Source organism: Bacillus sp. ME78, from assembly GCF_903970865.1.
In the GTDB taxonomy this organism is placed as follows: domain Bacteria; phylum Bacillota; class Bacilli; order Bacillales; family Bacillaceae_G; genus Bacillus_A; species Bacillus_A cereus.
On record NZ_CAJCKK010000012.1, the window covers coordinates 16307 to 32716 of the forward strand.

A 16410-nucleotide genomic window follows, 5' to 3' on the forward strand; every position below is an offset into this window, starting at 1 on the left:
AATAACTTCATAGAGTATTATAGTATACGAATATTTTATTTCCAATTGTTTACTGGTTAAAAATGAGAAGTCAGACATGTTTTGTATGTTGTAATGGAATGATTATTTGTAATGGATTTTGTATTTTTTGTAAATGTCATATTGTGATGGACGTGTGCATACTCCCAATCATGATCATTAAAATTTATGTTTCGGGGAGGGAGAAGTGGAACGACATCGAACAAGTTGACGAAACGAAAGCTACTAGCTACTTGTAGTTTATAATAATTTCGAAAAGCGATATCTCCTACTTTTGGAGAAGCGAATGTATAAAGTCCATACTGTGCGAAGGCAGTATTTATACGTGCATCTAATATGTGTAATGTGGCAAGCGCACCACCTAGACTATGCCCAGTAGCTAGCAGTTTTTTATGTGCTGGCAATGATACGAGCATATCCATAATAGAATCACGACAAGACTCATAAATAGAGAGAAAGCCGTTATGGACATTTCCGCTATTTAAAGCATAAGGATAAGGTTTTTGATTGACGAGAGAGTCAATAATCCAATCAGGGTCTGTTTGAGTGCCCCTGAAGGCAACGATAATTGTATCCTCAGATTCTAATATAAACCCGAACCATTCTGTTGTTTGAATGGCTTTTCCTTGAAACCCTTGTACATATTGAAAACCATCTGGTATTTCGAAAATACCATTTTGTTTATATTGTTCATACGTTAACTCACAACAAGAAGCTAACAGTATGGCAGTGTCTTTATCAAAGGATAAAGGAGTACGCATTAAGGAAGCCCTCCTTAAGAAAAGGTATAGTTTAATATATGCGGTGAGGAACTTGATTCATGCTTTTGGAAAAAAGACTTGAACCTACAGTTACGTGAGGGAGTATGATTTTTGTAAACATATTGTTAGGAGGAGTGTAAGATGAGCAAAAGGGAAGGCTGTTCAATTGGTGAGTTTGCAAAGAGGACAGGCACATCAATACGGACACTACAATATTACGATGAAATTGGACTACTTAAACCTGGAAAGAATGTTAGCTCTGGTCACCGTGTGTACAAAGGAAAAGATATATTAGAACTACAGAAAATAGTGAGTCTTAAAGTATTAGGATATAGTTTAGAAGAAATACGCGTTATGCTGAAAATGCCAAGTTTGAATGTAAATTTAAAAGAAACGTTGGAACAACAAAGAAAAGCCTTTGAAGAAAAGAGAAGACACATTGAAGTTTCGATAAAGGCGCTTGAACGAACAATGGTATGTCTTGAGGAAGATGAAGAGTTGGATAGTGACATATTAATGAGTCTAATTAACAGCATTCAAAAAGAAAACGAACAACGTTTATGGCTTGAAGGATATGTATCAAAAGACTTGGCTGATGGATTATATAATAAGTCGGAAGAAGAGGGCATAGCACTTGATAAAGAGTTTGTGCGTTTAGCAAAAGAAGTGAAAAGGTTATTTGGAAGACAAATTGAGGATTCAGAAGTGCAAAAATTGGTTGATGAACATATGAAGGCGACTCTTAAGTATGTTGGTGAAGAGACAATGTATTCTTTAGGTAAATTAGAGAATGTAGAAGAACAATATAATAATATGATGCCATCTCCTTACACGGAAGAAGAAGAGACATGGCTTAATGAAGCGATGGAGTATTATATGATTCGAAATGGTATGTATAGCCCTCCGCAGTAAAAATAAAGTGCCATAGTCATAAACTTTAGAGAAATGCCTCCGATGTTTTTTTGCATTGGAGGCATTTTTTACTCTTTTCCATCTAAAAGGTGAACAAGGCCACCTAATATACTACTTTCACCAGTACTTTATAATGCTGGGCTTGTAAGAGGTTTGAAAAAATAGCCTGTATATATTTGAACGATGATTACCTATTTACTTGTGTTTGTTCGCACTATATACCGAAAATTTCGGGAAACGAAACATATTATTTATCTGTTTGTTTTTGCTTTTTTTTCAAATACTCCGCACGTAATTGTTCAAGTTGCTGCTTTTTATCAAATTTGGCAGGCTTCTGTTTTTCATGAAACTTTGCCACAGCTACCTGACTTTTGGAATCCAATTGATATTTTCCCACTTTGTTCACCTACTTTTCTTGTCTTGAAAGAGAATCTATTCAACAAATATAATATACCTTATTTTACTGAAGTAAACCTTATTACTTTATTTCATCTGCTTTTTCTCGTTTGTAGACGTAAATTAAAACACCCTTTCACTGCATTACTGCAAGCAAGGGTGTTTAATTTTAGTATTATATTAGTCGATGGACAAGCCTGCATAAGGGCCCTTTTTACTCTTTCCCATCCAATAAACGACCAAGGCCACCTAATACACTACCTTCACCAGTACTTTGCGCTGCTGGGCTTGTAAGGCGTGCTGCTAATCGGCTAAGTGTTAAGGACTGAATCCAAACTGTTCCAGGACCTTCTAATGTTGCGAAGAATAAACCCTCACCGCCAAATAGAGCTGTTTTTACTTTTCCAACGAACTCGATATCATAGTTAATATCTTTTGTCATGGCAACGAGACAACCTGTATCAATGCGAAGTTTCTCACCAGGTTTTAATTCACGTTTATATACAGTTCCACCTGCGTGCATGAAAGCAAGGCCGTCACCTTCAAGTTTCTGCATGATAAACCCTTCACCACCGAAGAAACCAGTTCCTATTTTTTTCGTAAATTCAATTCCGATAGAAACACCTTTTGCGGCACAAAGAAAGGCATCTTTTTGACAAACTACTTTTCCTTGATATTCTGTTAAATCTACAGGAATAATTTTACCAGGATAAGGAGCAGCAAATGAGACGTGGCGTTTGCCGTGACCTGTATTTGTAAATACAGTCATAAACATACTTTCGCCTGTAACGAGACGTTTACCAGCGCCCATTAATTTGCCGAATAAACCGTTAGATGGGCCAGAACCGTCACCAAAGATTGTTTCCATTTCAATGTAATCTTCCATCATCATCATTGCGCCAGCTTCTGCGATAACGCTTTCTTTTGGATCTAATTCAATTTCAACAAACTGCATATCATCGCCATATAACTTATACTCGATTTCATGTGCTTGCATTTTTTCACCTCATAAATATGTAGTAATTATATTGTACAGAAGTTAAAAGAATTAGAGTACTGTATTTTTGTTAATTTTTGAATAAAAATAGAATGAAAATTTAAGGTTATACTAGGATTATAAAAAATGATGGAATGAAAGTGTTCTCATTTGACGTTTTCGATATAGCATGATATAGTGAAAGCACTATTGAGCTACATAATGTGGTACGGAAATAAAGCACGTTGTATTAAAGGCTGTAAGCTTGTTATACATTCATGTCCTTTATATCCACCTTTTCATGTGGATTCATAGTTTCATTTTTATTTAGGAGGTACATGACATGCAAACAGGTAAAGTTAAATGGTTTAACGGCGAAAAAGGTTTTGGCTTCATCGAAGTTGAAGGCGGAGAAGACGTATTCGTACATTTCTCAGCTATCCAAGGCGACGGCTTCAAAACTTTAGAAGAAGGTCAAGAAGTTTCTTTCGAAATCGTTGAAGGAAACCGCGGACCACAAGCAGCTAACGTTACAAAAAACTAATTAGCTAGCGATAAAAAGCATTCCGATTTTCGGAATGCTTTTTTTTATTCTTTGGAACTAGATTCATTTGAAGATAATTCACCTTTGAAGGTACGTTCTTCAAAATCATCAAGCATTTGTTCATATTCTTCATGCTCTTCTGTAGCGAAAACTTGTGGGTTTTTCCCGTACATATCCGTACCGATAAAGTTTTCAAAATCCTCCACGTAGCCTACGTTTTCTTCACTATTTACATACATGCCATTATAGTTTTTTGAATCTTGTCTTTCTAAATCAGACGGCGTTTCAGATGTTCCGTAATTTGCGACATCTTGCCACGCATCTTCCGCATCGTACTCAACAGAATGGTCCTCATCATGCTTGTGGAAAGAAGGAGACAACACTTCTTCTTCAACTGGCCGTGTATTCATATTTAACTTATTTGTCGCGTGCTGTATGCATGTTGTAGCAGTCGGCATTGCTTCCAATCTTTCAAATGGAATTTCTTCGCCAGACACTTCACAAATGCCGTACGTACCCGCTTCTATTTTTTGTAGGGCATGTTTCGTCTCCTCAAGCTGTTTATGCCAAAGTTCAATAAGCCCGAAGTCTTTTTCCCGTTCATATAGCTCTGTAGCCATATCACCTGGATGGTTGTCATAGCTAGACAGTTCTCCTACTGAATCGCGTTCAGTAGCACGATCTGTATTTTCATGAGTTTGTATCGTTTGTTCCAGTTCTTGTTTTTGTTTTTCTAAAATGGATTTAAATTGACCTACTTGTTGTGGAGTTAACATAGTCGTCCACCTTCCTACAATTCAGTTTCTTTACATAGTATGAGCGTTGAGAGTAGGAATTATGAGATGAATTTCAGATATGAAAAAGGAGCCACATAAGCAGCTCCTTTTATAGAAAGTATCCAAGTAATAATCCGATTCCCATTAGGAAACCGAAGATTGTATTTGTTTTTGCTGTTGCAATCATCGCAGGTACCATTTCCATTGGAATGCTTTTGCCGATAAAGCCTTTCGTCGCTTTAAATGCTTTCGTCGCACTTAAAAATACGATAAGCATCCATGGTGATACGATGCCCACGATAATTAAAGCAATTGTCCAAATGTAGGAAACGATGAACATCGAAGCAAGTACACCAACAGCTCTTTCACGTCCAACGAGAATTGCTAACGTTTTACGACCGTTTTCTTTATCGCCATCCAAGTCGCGAATATTATTAGCTAGTAAAATGGCGCCAATTAAAATGGAGCTTGGAATAGATAGTAAAATGACTTCTGATGTTACAGTTCCAGTTTGAATAAAGAATGAAATCCCAATAATAATGACACCCATAAATAATCCGGCTGTCAACTCTCCAAATGGTGTATATGCAATTGGAAGTGGGCCACCTGTATAAAGGTAAGCAACGGCCATACAAACAAGACCGATTGCAGCAAGCCACCAGCTAGAATTCATACAAATATAAACACCTAATAGTATTGCGATGCCGAAAAATCCAAATGCTAAGTTAAGCACTGTTTTTGGCTGAATGCCATCGCGAACGATAGCGCCGCCGATACCAACTGAACCTTCGTGATCGAGTCCTCTTTTATAATCAAAGTATTCATTAAACATGTTTGTTGCTGCTTGAATGAGAAGACAAGCAAGAAGCATCATAAGGAAAAGAGGAAGATGTATTTGATTTATACCTCCGACCTGCATCGAATATGCTGTTCCGATGAAAACAGGTACGAAAGCGGCTGTTAATGTATGGGGACGTAGTAAACTCCACCAGATGCGCCAGCCTGTTTGCTTACTTGGCTTTGGCGCCGTAGGAGAGGAATTCGTTTTGACGTTCATTTCCATGTTGAATCCTCCTTTGGTCACATATTGTACACAACTAAGTGTAGAAAAAGCATCATTTAGTGTCAACGTTTATTTTCTAGGAAGAGAAGGTGAATTTCTCAGAAATGCTAAACGTTGACAGGCCTTTCGTTTGAGGTGTATCTTAAAATCAAGCGTAATTATGACTATTTTTCGCCCATAGGGGGGGAGACAATTGTGATTCAAACGAAACAAAAAGGCTTGCAAGAAGTTCTTATTGCAGCTATCAAGCGTGCAACTAACGAAAAAACATTGGTTAGTTTTGTAAAACAAATAGACTGGGTGGATCCGCTTCTGTTCTATGCAGCAGGAAAAAGGATTTCATTCGAAAATAGATGTTATTTTGCAGACCCGGCTCAGCATGTAATATTTGCAGGAATTGGCTCTGTTTTCACTATAGCAAATTCTTCTCATAAGCGCTTTCAAACCGCTCGTGACGAGTGGGAGAAAGTAAAAGAGAATGCATTTGTCCAAAGAGATGAATATGAATTTGGAACGGGTCCGCTTTTATTTGGTGGTTTTTCCTTTGATCCAGAAAAAGAGAAAACGGACCTATGGAAAGAGTTTAAAGATACGACATTTTCACTACCAGCATTTTTATTAACTGTAAAAAATGAAAAAGCATGGTTAACGATGAATACATTTGTTGCAGCAACAGATTGTGCAGAAACTCTTTATAATGAAATAATTTCTTTAGAAGAGAAAATTTTTGAGGAGAGTAAATGTGCGCTAAACGGATCGAAATTAACTGTTATTTCTAAAGTAGAAGTGGATCCGAAAGGCTGGATGAAAGCAATTGAAAAAGTACAAGATGAGATGAAGCAGGGTAACGTGCAGAAGGTTGTATTGGCGAGGGAACTAAAAGTAGAGATAAACCATTCGATTGATTCTGCTCTTGTTTTAGAAGCACTTCGCATTGGTCAACCGGATTGTTACGTATTTTCTTTTGATTATAAAGGAGCATGCTTCTTAGGAGCGACGCCTGAGAGATTAATTCGCAAAGAAGATGAGAAATTTACATCGATGTGTCTTGCTGGTTCAATCGGTCATGGTCATTCTATAGAAGAAAGTGAACGAAATAGTAATGCGCTTCTTCATGATGAAAAGAATTTAGCTGAACATGGTTATGTTGTTAACATGATCCGCTCGGTACTAAATGAACATTGCGAATACGTTAATATTCCGGAAAGCCCAGGTTTATTAACAACGAAAAACTTAATTCACTTATATACGCCTGTAGAAGCAAAAGGCGATGCGAGTCTTTTAACAATGGTAGAAGAATTACATCCAACACCAGCTCTTGGCGGGACACCTCGTTTGGAAGCGATGAAACTGATCCGTGATGTTGAATTGTTAGACAGAGGGTTGTATGGTGCACCGATTGGCTGGATAGATGATGAAGGAAATGGTGAATTTGCGGTTGCGCTGCGCTGCGGATTATTAAACGGCGAGAAAGCATCCTTATTTGCCGGTTGTGGTATTGTAATTGATTCAATCCCGCAGCTTGAATATGAAGAAACAAGTTTGAAGTTTAGACCGATGCTTGGTGCTTTGGAGGAATTAATGAAATGAACAATCATATAGAAGCATTATCATATTATTTAGGCGCGTTCGTGGATGAACTGACGCGTCTAGATGTATGTGATGTTGTCATTAGTCCAGGCTCACGGTCAACGCCGATTGCTTTACTAATGGAACAACACGAAGGAATGAACACATATTTACATGTAGATGAAAGATCAGCTGGATTTTTCGCGCTCGGTATTGCGAAAGCGAAAAAACGCCCAGTAGCATTATTATGTACGTCAGGAACAGCAGCAGCTAATTACTATCCAGCTGTATGTGAAGCTTTTCATTCAAGGGTCCCGCTTATCGTCTTAACAGCGGATAGACCGCATGAATTAAGAGATGTGGGTGCACCACAAGCAATGAATCAATTTAATTTATACGGTACTTTTGTGAAACAATTTACAGAGATGGCACTGCCAGAAGCGAGTGAAGCGATGTATCATTACGCTCGTATGACGACGCAGCGCATAGTAGCAAATGCTTGTTTAGCGCCGCAGGGTCCTGTTCATCTTAATTTTCCAGTTCGCGAGCCACTTATCCCTGATTTCTCACTAGGAAGCTTATGGGATAAAGGACGTAGTGAATATACAGGAGTAGTTCAGCAAGGAAACGTGACGATGCCGAGTGAATATGTAGATTCTCTTGTAGGGCGCCTTTCACATATGGAAAAGGGGCTTATTATTTGTGGAGATGATAGTCATTCAGAAATTGCAATGTTTGCAACGCAACTAGCTGAAAAAACTGGCTATCCTATATTAGCAGACCCACTTTCTAATATTCGTAGCGGACACCACGATAAAACGATGGTAATTGACTGTTATGATACATTTTTACGAAATGAGCAGTTAAAAGAAAAATGGAAACCGGACGTGTTAATTCGCTTTGGTGGTATGCCTATTTCTAAATCATTAACGCAGTTCATAAAAAAACAAACGAAAGCAGTTCATATCGTTGTCGATGAATCAGGACAATGGAGAGATCCAGCTCTTGTTGCGACAGAAGTTGTGCAAGCAAGTGACATTGAATTCTGCAAGGCAGTAATAGAAAAAATGCCAGTTATGAAGAAGAATGATTGGTTCGTAATGTGGCAACATATAAACGAAAAAACGAAGGAAACGCTTCGTGAAATGGAAACATATGAAACTGCATTTGAAGGAAAGGTTATTACAGATATTGTGCACGTATTACCAGAAGACGCAACGTTATTTGCGAGCAATAGTATGCCAATTCGTGATACAGACTCATTCTTCTTCACATCGGATAAAAACATCCATGTGATGGCAAACCGTGGCGTAAATGGTATTGATGGAATCATTTCGACAGCTTTAGGAGCGAGCATTATTTGCGATCCACTTGTATTAGTGATTGGTGATTTATCATTTTATCACGATTTAAATGGGCTATTAGCAGCGAAATTACATGAATTAAACATAACAATTGTCGTTGTAAATAATGATGGCGGGGGTATTTTCTCATTCTTACCACAATATGAGAAAAAGGAACATTTTGAATCATTATTTGGAACACCAATTGGACTTGATTATGAGCACGTTGTCAAAATGTACGGTGGTTCATTTAGCCGTGTAAATGGTTGGGAGCAATTCCGTGAAGAAGTACAAAAGGGAGCAACGACAAAAGGTTTACACGTTGTGGAAATTTGTACGAACCGTGATGAAAACTTAACATTGCACCGTACGTTATGGGCAAAAACACAAGACGTAATTACTACATCGTTGCAAGGTGAATCAAAATGAACGTAACACTGCAAGGTGTATCGTATGAATATGAAGTAGTTGGAAGCGGGGAACCACTTCTACTTCTTCATGGTTTTACGGGAAGCATGGAAACGTGGCGTTCTTTTATCCCTTCATGGAGCGAGCAGTTTCAAGTTATTGTAGTAGATCTTGTTGGACACGGAAAGACCGAGAGTCCTGAAGATGTTGCGCATTATGATATCCGAAATGTGGCATTGCAAATGAAAGAACTATTAGATTACCTTCAGATTGAAAAAGCACATATACTTGGCTATTCAATGGGCGGTAGATTAGCGATTACGATGGCATGTCTATATCCAGATTATGTACACTCTCTTTTATTAGAAAATTGTACAGCTGGGCTCGAAAACGAAGAGGATAGAAAAGAACGTCGTGAAAAAGATGATCGACTTGCTAATAAAATTGAGCGAGAAGGCGTTCAAAGTTTTGTTTCTATGTGGGAAAATATTCCGCTTTTTGAAACGCAAAAACGTTTAGCAGAAAACGTACAAGAAGCGGTGCGAAAAGAACGGCTTGCTAACAATCCAAAAGGACTTGCAAATAGCTTGCGCGGCATGGGAACAGGGGCTCAGCCTTCATGGTGGGATGAGCTACACAACTTGAAAATGCCTGTTCTTTTAATGAACGGAGAATATGATGAAAAGTTCTTTCGCATATTAAAAAACATCGAAAAATACGTTTCTGATGCGAAAATTGTCAAAATTGATGGTGCTGGCCATGCAATTCATGTGGAACAACCGGAAAAGTTTGATACAATAGTAAAGGGATTTCTAAAAACTATGCAGTGATGCTTTTTTCAGTAAGAAGGAAGTCACACTTATAGAGGAGATCAGAAATATACAAGGAGGTAGTTGTAATGGCTATTGAATGGGTAACAGAAGGCAATTACGAAGATATTATTTATTCAACATACAATGGTATCGCAAAGATTTCGATTAACCGCCCTGAAGTACATAACGCATTCCGTCCAAAAACGGTAATGGAGTTAATCAATGCATTTGCACACGCTCGTGATGATGCAAATGTTGGCGTTATCATTTTAACAGGAGAAGGTGGACGTGCATTCTGTTCTGGCGGCGACCAAAAAGTTCGCGGTCATGGTGGATATGTAGGTGACGACCAAATCCCACGTCTAAACGTATTAGACTTACAACGTCTAATTCGCGCAATTCCTAAACCAGTTATCGCAATGGTAGCAGGTTATGCAATCGGCGGTGGACACGTACTTCATATCGTATGTGACTTAACAATCGCTGCAGACAACGCTGTATTCGGACAAACAGGTCCTAAAGTAGGAAGCTTTGACGGTGGATACGGAGCTGGTTACTTAGCTCGTATGGTAGGCCACAAGAAAGCTCGCGAAATTTGGTACCTATGCCGTCAATACAACGCACAAGAAGCGCTTGATATGGGCTTAGTAAATACAGTAGTACCATTAGAAGAGCTTGAAGCAGAAACAGTACAATGGGCACAAGAAATTTTAGCAAACAGCCCAATGGCACTTCGTTTCCTAAAAGCTGCATTCAACGCAGACACAGACGGTCTAGCTGGTATTCAACAACTAGCTGGAGATGCAACGTTATTGTACTACACAACTGACGAAGCAAAAGAAGGTCGCGACGCATTCAAAGAAAAACGCAGTCCGGACTTCGGTCAATTCCCTCGTTTCCCGTGATGAAAGCGGAAGCGGCTCGCTTAGAACAAGAGGGCGTTGGAACTCCTGACGTAGAGGCGCTTTTTGCCTCGTAGGAAGGCGTGAAACGACCGACTGTTCTAGCCGCTGTAGCTGGATAAGGTCAAACCGGAAACAAAACAACTAAGAGACTTGATATCATATCAAGTCTCTTTCTTTCATGAAAGGAGAATGAATGATGGAGACGATGCCAAATTGGTTAATGCAACGTGCATTTTTAACACCAGATCGCACTGCAATTGAAATAGAGGAAGAGAAAGTTACTTTTATGGAGCTACATGAAAAAGTAGTATCTGTTTGTGAACACCTCACGTATGTTGGAGTGGAGCGAGGGCAAAAGGTGGCTGTTCTGATGAAAAATGGTATGGAGATGATTACAGTTATTCACGCCCTATCTTATGTAGGTGCAGTAGCTGTGCTTTTAAATACGCGTCTTTCAAGAGAAGAGCTACTTTGGCAAATGGATGATGCTGAAGTTGTTTGTTTAGTGACGGATCAAGATTTTGATGCTAAAGATGTTCCTGTTTATTCATTCGCCGAAGTGATGAATGGACCAAAAGAGGAAGCCTCTATACAAGAAGAGTTTTCTTTAGAAGAAGCGATGACAATTATTTATACATCTGGGACAACAGGCAAACCGAAAGGAGTTATTTTAACGTACGGAAATCATTGGGCAAGCGCAGTTGGTTCGTCGCTTAATTTAGGACTTCGTGATGATGATTGCTGGTTAGCCTGCATGCCGATGTTCCATGTTGGCGGGCTATCTCTTTTAATGAAAAACATTATGTACGGCATGCGTATTTTACTTGTTCCGAAATATGATGCTGATTTTATTCATAAAGCACTTCAAACGAGAGGAGTAACAATTATTTCTGTCGTTTCTAAAATGTTAACTGATTTATTAGAGCGACTTGGGGCAGAGACATATCCATCTTCTTTACGATGCATGTTACTTGGCGGAGGACCAGCGCCAAAACCACTATTAGAAGCATGTGTAGAAAAAGGGATTCCTGTATATCAAACGTACGGTATGACAGAAACATCTTCGCAAATTTGTACGTTATCCGCAGATTACATGTTAACGAAAGTAGGATCAGCTGGAAAACCACTATTTCAGTGCCAACTTCGTATTGAAAAAGATGGCGTAGTAGTGCCACCATTTGCGGAAGGTGAGATTGTAGTAAAAGGACCGAACGTAACAGGCGGTTACTTTAAACGTGAAGATGCGACGCGAGAGACTATTCAAAACGGATGGCTTCATACTGGCGACCTCGGTTATTTAGACGAAGAAGGGTTTTTATACGTATTAGATCGTCGCAGTGATTTAATTATTTCTGGCGGAGAGAATATATATCCAGCTCAAATTGAAGAAGTGTTGCTTTCTCATCCGGCAGTAGCGGAAGCTGGTGTTGTCGGCATGGCTGACGATAAATGGGGACAAGTACCAGCTGCTTTTGTTGTGAAAAGCGGGGCGGTAACAGAAGAAGAAATTCTTCATTTTTGCGAGGAGAAGTTAGCGAAATATAAAGTGCCGAAGAAAGCATGTTTCTTAGAGGAATTACCACGTAACGCTTCGAAAAAATTGTTAAGACGAGAGTTAAGACAATTAGTGGAGGAGATGTAGGTGGAAATAAAAAAAGCGACACTGTATATAACGGAAATGCCACTCGTAATCCCGTTTGCTGCAAGCTACGGGACTTACGAAAAGCGTGAGAGTATCGTTATTGAATTAGAGGATACGGACGGGTACATCGGATTTGGGGAAGTCGTTGCATTCTCTGAACCGTGGTATACGGAAGAAACGGTGAAGACAGCGCTGCATGTACTGCAAGACTTTTTAATACCTGATTTATTAAAGGCTGAAATTTCTCATCCGAATGAGGTACCGGGTCTATTTCAACATATAAAAAGAAACCGAATGGCAAAAGCCGGAATAGAGGGGGCTGTTTGGGATTTATATGCGAAGCGTCAAAAGAAATCGCTAGCGACAGTACTTGGCGGAACTAGTCATGAAATTGAAGTCGGCGTTGTAATTGGGATTAATACGATTCCGGTTATGTTAAAACAAATCGAGAAGTACGCGGAAGAAGGATACGAGCGTTTTAAAGTGAAAATAAAGCCAGAGCATGATTATGAGTTATTAAAAGAAATTCGAAAAGAGTTTCCGCATATCCCGCTAATGGCTGATGCAAATTCAGCATATACATTAGCGGATACAGAGAGGCTGAAACGACTAGATGAATTCCAATTAATGATGATTGAACAACCGTTAGCGGATTACGATTTTCTTGATCACGCGGAGTTGCAAAAGAAAATTGAAACGCCGATTTGTTTAGATGAAAGTATTCATGGTTTAGAAGACGCACGCGTTGCGATTACGCTTGGTAGTTGCCGCATCGTTAACATTAAGCCAGGGCGAGTGGGCGGATTAACAGAGTCGGTTCAAATTCATAATTATTGCATGGAGCATAACATACCCGTTTGGTGCGGCGGTATGGTAGAAATGGGGGTTTCACGAGCGCAAAATGTTGCTCTTGCTTCACTGCCGAACTTTACGATTCCTGGTGATATATCCGCTTCTAGTAGACATTGGCAGAGGGATATTATTTCACCGGAAGTGACGCTTGAGGGCGGGAAAGTGAGGGTGCCGCAAAGCGTTGATGCTGAGTATGAAGTAGATCGCGGAAGGCTGGCGGAAATCACGAAGCAGCGAATTGTTTTTGAGCGGTAAAGGGGAGTTTCCTTAGGCTGCCCGCAAGTAGCGAGAGGATTTTGTCGTTCATTGTCGGTAAGTCGATATATTTCAATAATCGCTGATATAATTTTATTTACAAAGGTTACTTTAACGAGTAGCCTTTTTGTATTGTACAAATTGGATAGACTAGTTTACAATCGAGCGTATAAAAATGGAATGAAAAAGGGGGAGTAAAATGAAACGCATTTCAATTTTAATCGCTGATGATGAGGCGGAAATTGCTGACTTAATTGAGATACATTTAGAAAAAGAAGGGTACCATGTTGTGAAAGCAGCGGATGGGGAAGAGGCGGTTCATATTATTGAAACGCAGCCAATCGACTTGGTAGTTTTAGATATTATGATGCCGAAAATGGATGGTTATGAGGTGACGCGTCAAATTCGCGCGAAACATCATATGCCAATTATTTTTTTAAGCGCGAAAACTTCGGACTTTGATAAGGTGACAGGTCTTGTACTAGGTGCGGATGATTATATGACGAAGCCTTTCACACCGATAGAATTAGTTGCACGTGTAAATGCACAACTGCGTAGGTTTTTTACGTTAAATCAACCGAAAGTAGCGGAGAGTAAATCTGCTTTAGAAATAGGCGGAGTCGTAATTAATCCTGAGCGCAGGACGGTTGATGTGTATGGTGAGCAAATTGAATTAACGCCGAAAGAGTTCGATATTTTATATTTATTAGCGAGTCATCCGAAGAAAGTATACAATGTGGAAAATATTTTTCAGCACGTATGGGCGGATGATTATTATGAAGGTGGAAATACAGTAATGGTACATATTCGTACTTTGCGGAAGAAACTTGGAGAAGATAAAAGAAAGGATAAATTAATAAAAACAGTGTGGGGAGTAGGTTATACTTTCAATGGCTAATATGATGAAAAGTTTTCGATTTAAAATGATTGCCTTATTTGCGTTAAGTATGGTGCTTGCAGCAACTGTAACTTATATAATTTATAAAGGATTGCAGTTGTATTATAAAACGATGGTTCGCTACGAAGAGCCTTTAGCACAATTTAGGTCAATGGTAAGGGAATTTGGAGACATTAACTTCTTTTTAATTTTCTTTATTCCGTTATCTATTATCTTTTTCTTCTTTTTGACAAAACCGTATTTAAAATACTTTGATGAAATTTCTAATGGGATTCATCATCTTGCGAACGGTAACTTTACGAATAAAGTTCAAGTTTCATCAAATGATGAGTTTGGAAATATCGCGCGTGAAATAAATGTTGCAAGTGAAAAGTTAAAAGAAGCTGTTGAAAGAGGAGATTTTGCTGAAAGTAGTAAAGATCAGCTCGTTGTGAATTTAGCTCATGATTTAAGAACACCGTTAACATCCGTGTTAGGATATTTAGATTTAATTCTTAAAGATGAAAATTTAACAAAAGAACAAATTAAACATTTCTCCACAATTGCATATACAAAATCGCAAAGACTGGAAAGTTTAATTGATGAGCTATTTGAAATTACACGTATGAATTATGGCATGCTAAAACTGGATAAAAAGCCGATTGATATAAGTGAGTTGCTTATACAGTTAGAGGAGGAATTGTATCCGTTATTAGAAAAACATCATTTAGAAGCTAGATTGAACGTGGCTCCTCATTTACCGATGCACGGTGATGGAAAATTGTTAGCTAGAGTATTTGAAAACTTATTAACAAATGCCGTTCGTTACGGGTATGATGGGCAATTTGTTGATATGAATGGATATGTTGATAATGGAGAAGTTGTCGTACAAATTATGAATTACGGAGATAGCATTCCGGAAGAAGATTTACCGTATCTTTTTGATATGTTCTATACAGGTGATAAAGCAAGAACTGAGAACCGTGGCGGGACTGGCCTAGGACTATTTATTGCGAAAAATATTGTCGAGCAACATAACGGTACGATTTCTGCTGAGAGCAATGTAGTTAGAACGCTATTTGAAGTACGATTGCCAAAAGACGAGAATGTAACAATTTAATAAAAATTTAAACTTTACCCCACTTTTTATTTTAATAGTTTTTTCTATTCTATACGTAAGTTACGTTAAGGAGGAACTAGAAATGAAAAAGTGGGTATTTATTTCTTTTTTTATAGCATTCACAGTATGTGTAGGCGTTTATATATCACCGTTATTTCAAAAGGAAATCGATGTTAAAATTGTCGGGAAAGATGAGCTAGTAAAGGCGGCAAACACCGAGGGGAAAGAGATTACGAAGGAACAAATTTATAAGGGCGATTTATTATTAGTTAACAGGGATTATCCAGTAAAAAAAGATAGTATTAGGTCTGATATTATAAATGTAAATCATAATAGTGAATTAGTAAGAGGTTATGTAATATTTGATAGAAATCTTCGTTTATCAAAGGATGTTGTGAAAAAGTTTTTGAACGTTGTCGATGCGGCTGGAAAAGAAAGTGTTAACCATTTTTTGATTAGTAGTGGTTATAGAGATTTCCAAGAGCAAAAACAGCTATATGAAAAAATGGGATCTGATTATGCACTTCCAGCAGGATACAGTGAACATAATTTAGGATTATCACTGGACATTGGGTCTACTCAAAAGAAAATGGAGAAAGCGCCTGAAGGAAAATGGATTGAAGAGAACGTATGGAAGCATGGCTTTGTATTACGTTATCCGAAAAATAAAAGTAACATTACTGGAATTCAATATGAGCCATGGCATATCCGTTATGTCGGCCTACCTCATAGCGCAATTATGCAAAAAAAGAATTTTACACTAGAGGAATATTTAGAGTTTTTAAAAGAGGAAAAAGAGGTTTCAACTGAAGTAGAAGGTAAGAAATATACTGTTTCTTATTATAAAGTTTCTGAGAATACGAAAGTGAACGTTCCAGCAAACAAGCAGTATGAAATTTCCGGGAACAATATGGATGGGGTTATTGTGACGGTTCAGGAATAGAGAAAAAGGCTGTGCCATTTGGGACAGCCTTTTCTTATATAAGAAAGGAAGTGACGTTTTTTGTCGGTAAATCGATATTCCTTGTCGAATCGTTAATATATTATAAGTTCTGATAGATATAATTGAAAAATCGTTGATATATTGTAAGTTATGATTGATATATTCAAAAAATCGTTGATATAATTTCCTATACTATTAGTATTTTGGAGGAGCATCTTTTTATGTATTTTTAAACATT

Annotated in this window: 16 protein-coding genes; 11 read left to right on the top strand and 5 right to left on the bottom strand. The window is 38.3% G+C overall.

Annotated features, from left to right (window positions below):
- Positions 1–56: 56 nt before the first annotated feature.
- On the bottom strand, positions 57–779 hold the full coding sequence (locus H6481_RS14950; RefSeq protein ID WP_001260112.1) for a lipase family protein: 723 nt from the start codon (positions 777–779) through the stop codon (positions 57–59).
- 141 nt (positions 780–920) lie between these two features.
- On the opposite strand from H6481_RS14950, the gene H6481_RS14955 reads away from it, so the two are divergent.
- The gene (locus tag H6481_RS14955; RefSeq protein ID WP_000043962.1) at positions 921–1691 is read left to right on the top strand and encodes a MerR family transcriptional regulator; all 771 of its coding nucleotides are present in this window, start codon (positions 921–923) and stop codon (positions 1689–1691) included.
- A 247-nt stretch (positions 1692–1938) separates the two neighbouring features.
- Here H6481_RS14955 and H6481_RS14960 read toward each other — a convergent pair whose 3' ends face one another.
- Together H6481_RS14960 and H6481_RS14965 are read right to left on the bottom strand one after the other, a co-directional pair.
- A complete protein-coding gene (locus H6481_RS14960; protein ID WP_000521642.1) occupies positions 1939–2088 on the bottom strand; it encodes a hypothetical protein in 150 nt (49 codons plus the stop codon).
- A gap of 213 nt (positions 2089–2301) precedes the next feature.
- Positions 2302–3084, bottom strand: coding sequence for a TIGR00266 family protein (locus H6481_RS14965; RefSeq protein ID WP_001147841.1), 783 nt, complete (start codon positions 3082–3084; stop codon positions 2302–2304).
- Between the two features lie 322 nt (positions 3085–3406).
- Between H6481_RS14965 and cspD the strand changes: the two genes are divergently transcribed.
- Entirely contained in the window at positions 3407–3607 is a 201-nt protein-coding gene (gene cspD, locus H6481_RS14970; RefSeq protein WP_001193052.1) for a cold-shock protein CspD, read from the top strand.
- 44 nt (positions 3608–3651) lie between these two features.
- Here the strand turns inward: cspD and H6481_RS14975 are convergent, their stop codons facing one another.
- Together H6481_RS14975 and H6481_RS14980 are read right to left on the bottom strand one after the other, a co-directional pair.
- Positions 3652–4383, bottom strand: a complete 732-nt coding sequence (locus H6481_RS14975) for a yteA family sporulation protein (RefSeq protein ID WP_182812170.1) — start codon at positions 4381–4383, stop codon at positions 3652–3654.
- Positions 4384–4492: 109 nt separating this feature from the next.
- On the bottom strand, positions 4493–5446 hold the full coding sequence (locus tag H6481_RS14980; protein ID WP_071731783.1) for a 1,4-dihydroxy-2-naphthoate polyprenyltransferase: 954 nt from the start codon (positions 5444–5446) through the stop codon (positions 4493–4495).
- Positions 5447–5641: 195 nt separating this feature from the next.
- Here H6481_RS14980 and H6481_RS14985 point away from each other — a divergent pair, with 195 nt between their 5' ends.
- The 9 genes from H6481_RS14985 (at position 5642) to H6481_RS15025 (ending at position 16172) form a co-directional block, all read left to right on the top strand.
- Positions 5642–7036 carry an isochorismate synthase gene (locus H6481_RS14985; protein ID WP_071731784.1) on the top strand — a complete coding sequence of 465 codons (1395 nt, stop codon included), beginning with the start codon at positions 5642–5644 and terminating at the stop codon, positions 7034–7036.
- On the top strand, positions 7033–8787 hold the full coding sequence (gene menD, locus H6481_RS14990; protein ID WP_063548911.1) for a 2-succinyl-5-enolpyruvyl-6-hydroxy-3-cyclohexene-1-carboxylic-acid synthase: 1755 nt from the start codon (positions 7033–7035) through the stop codon (positions 8785–8787). Before H6481_RS14985 ends, menD begins: the two co-directional genes overlap by 4 nt.
- Positions 8784–9596 carry a 2-succinyl-6-hydroxy-2,4-cyclohexadiene-1-carboxylate synthase gene (gene menH / locus H6481_RS14995; protein WP_063548909.1) on the top strand — a complete coding sequence of 271 codons (813 nt, stop codon included), beginning with the start codon at positions 8784–8786 and terminating at the stop codon, positions 9594–9596. The genes menD and menH overlap by 4 nt, the downstream gene beginning before the upstream one ends.
- A 68-nt stretch (positions 9597–9664) precedes the next feature.
- A complete protein-coding gene (menB, locus tag H6481_RS15000) occupies positions 9665–10483 on the top strand; it encodes a 1,4-dihydroxy-2-naphthoyl-CoA synthase (protein ID WP_000963892.1) in 819 nt (272 codons plus the stop codon).
- A 196-nt stretch (positions 10484–10679) separates the two neighbouring features.
- The gene (locus tag H6481_RS15005; RefSeq protein ID WP_071731785.1) at positions 10680–12125 is read left to right on the top strand and encodes an o-succinylbenzoate--CoA ligase; all 1446 of its coding nucleotides are present in this window, start codon (positions 10680–10682) and stop codon (positions 12123–12125) included.
- Positions 12126–13232: an o-succinylbenzoate synthase gene (menC, locus tag H6481_RS15010; protein ID WP_063548905.1), complete on the top strand. Its 1107-nt coding sequence runs from the start codon at positions 12126–12128 to the stop codon at positions 13230–13232.
- 199 nt (positions 13233–13431) lie between these two features.
- Positions 13432–14130 carry a response regulator transcription factor gene (locus tag H6481_RS15015; protein ID WP_000822510.1) on the top strand — a complete coding sequence of 233 codons (699 nt, stop codon included), beginning with the start codon at positions 13432–13434 and terminating at the stop codon, positions 14128–14130.
- Positions 14123–15229: a HAMP domain-containing sensor histidine kinase gene (locus H6481_RS15020; RefSeq protein WP_000002599.1), complete on the top strand. Its 1107-nt coding sequence runs from the start codon at positions 14123–14125 to the stop codon at positions 15227–15229. Before H6481_RS15015 ends, H6481_RS15020 begins: the two co-directional genes overlap by 8 nt.
- Before the next feature lie 82 nt (positions 15230–15311).
- Entirely contained in the window at positions 15312–16172 is an 861-nt protein-coding gene (locus H6481_RS15025) for a D-Ala-D-Ala carboxypeptidase VanY (protein ID WP_000759402.1), read from the top strand.
- The last annotated feature ends 238 nt before the right edge of the window (positions 16173–16410 follow it).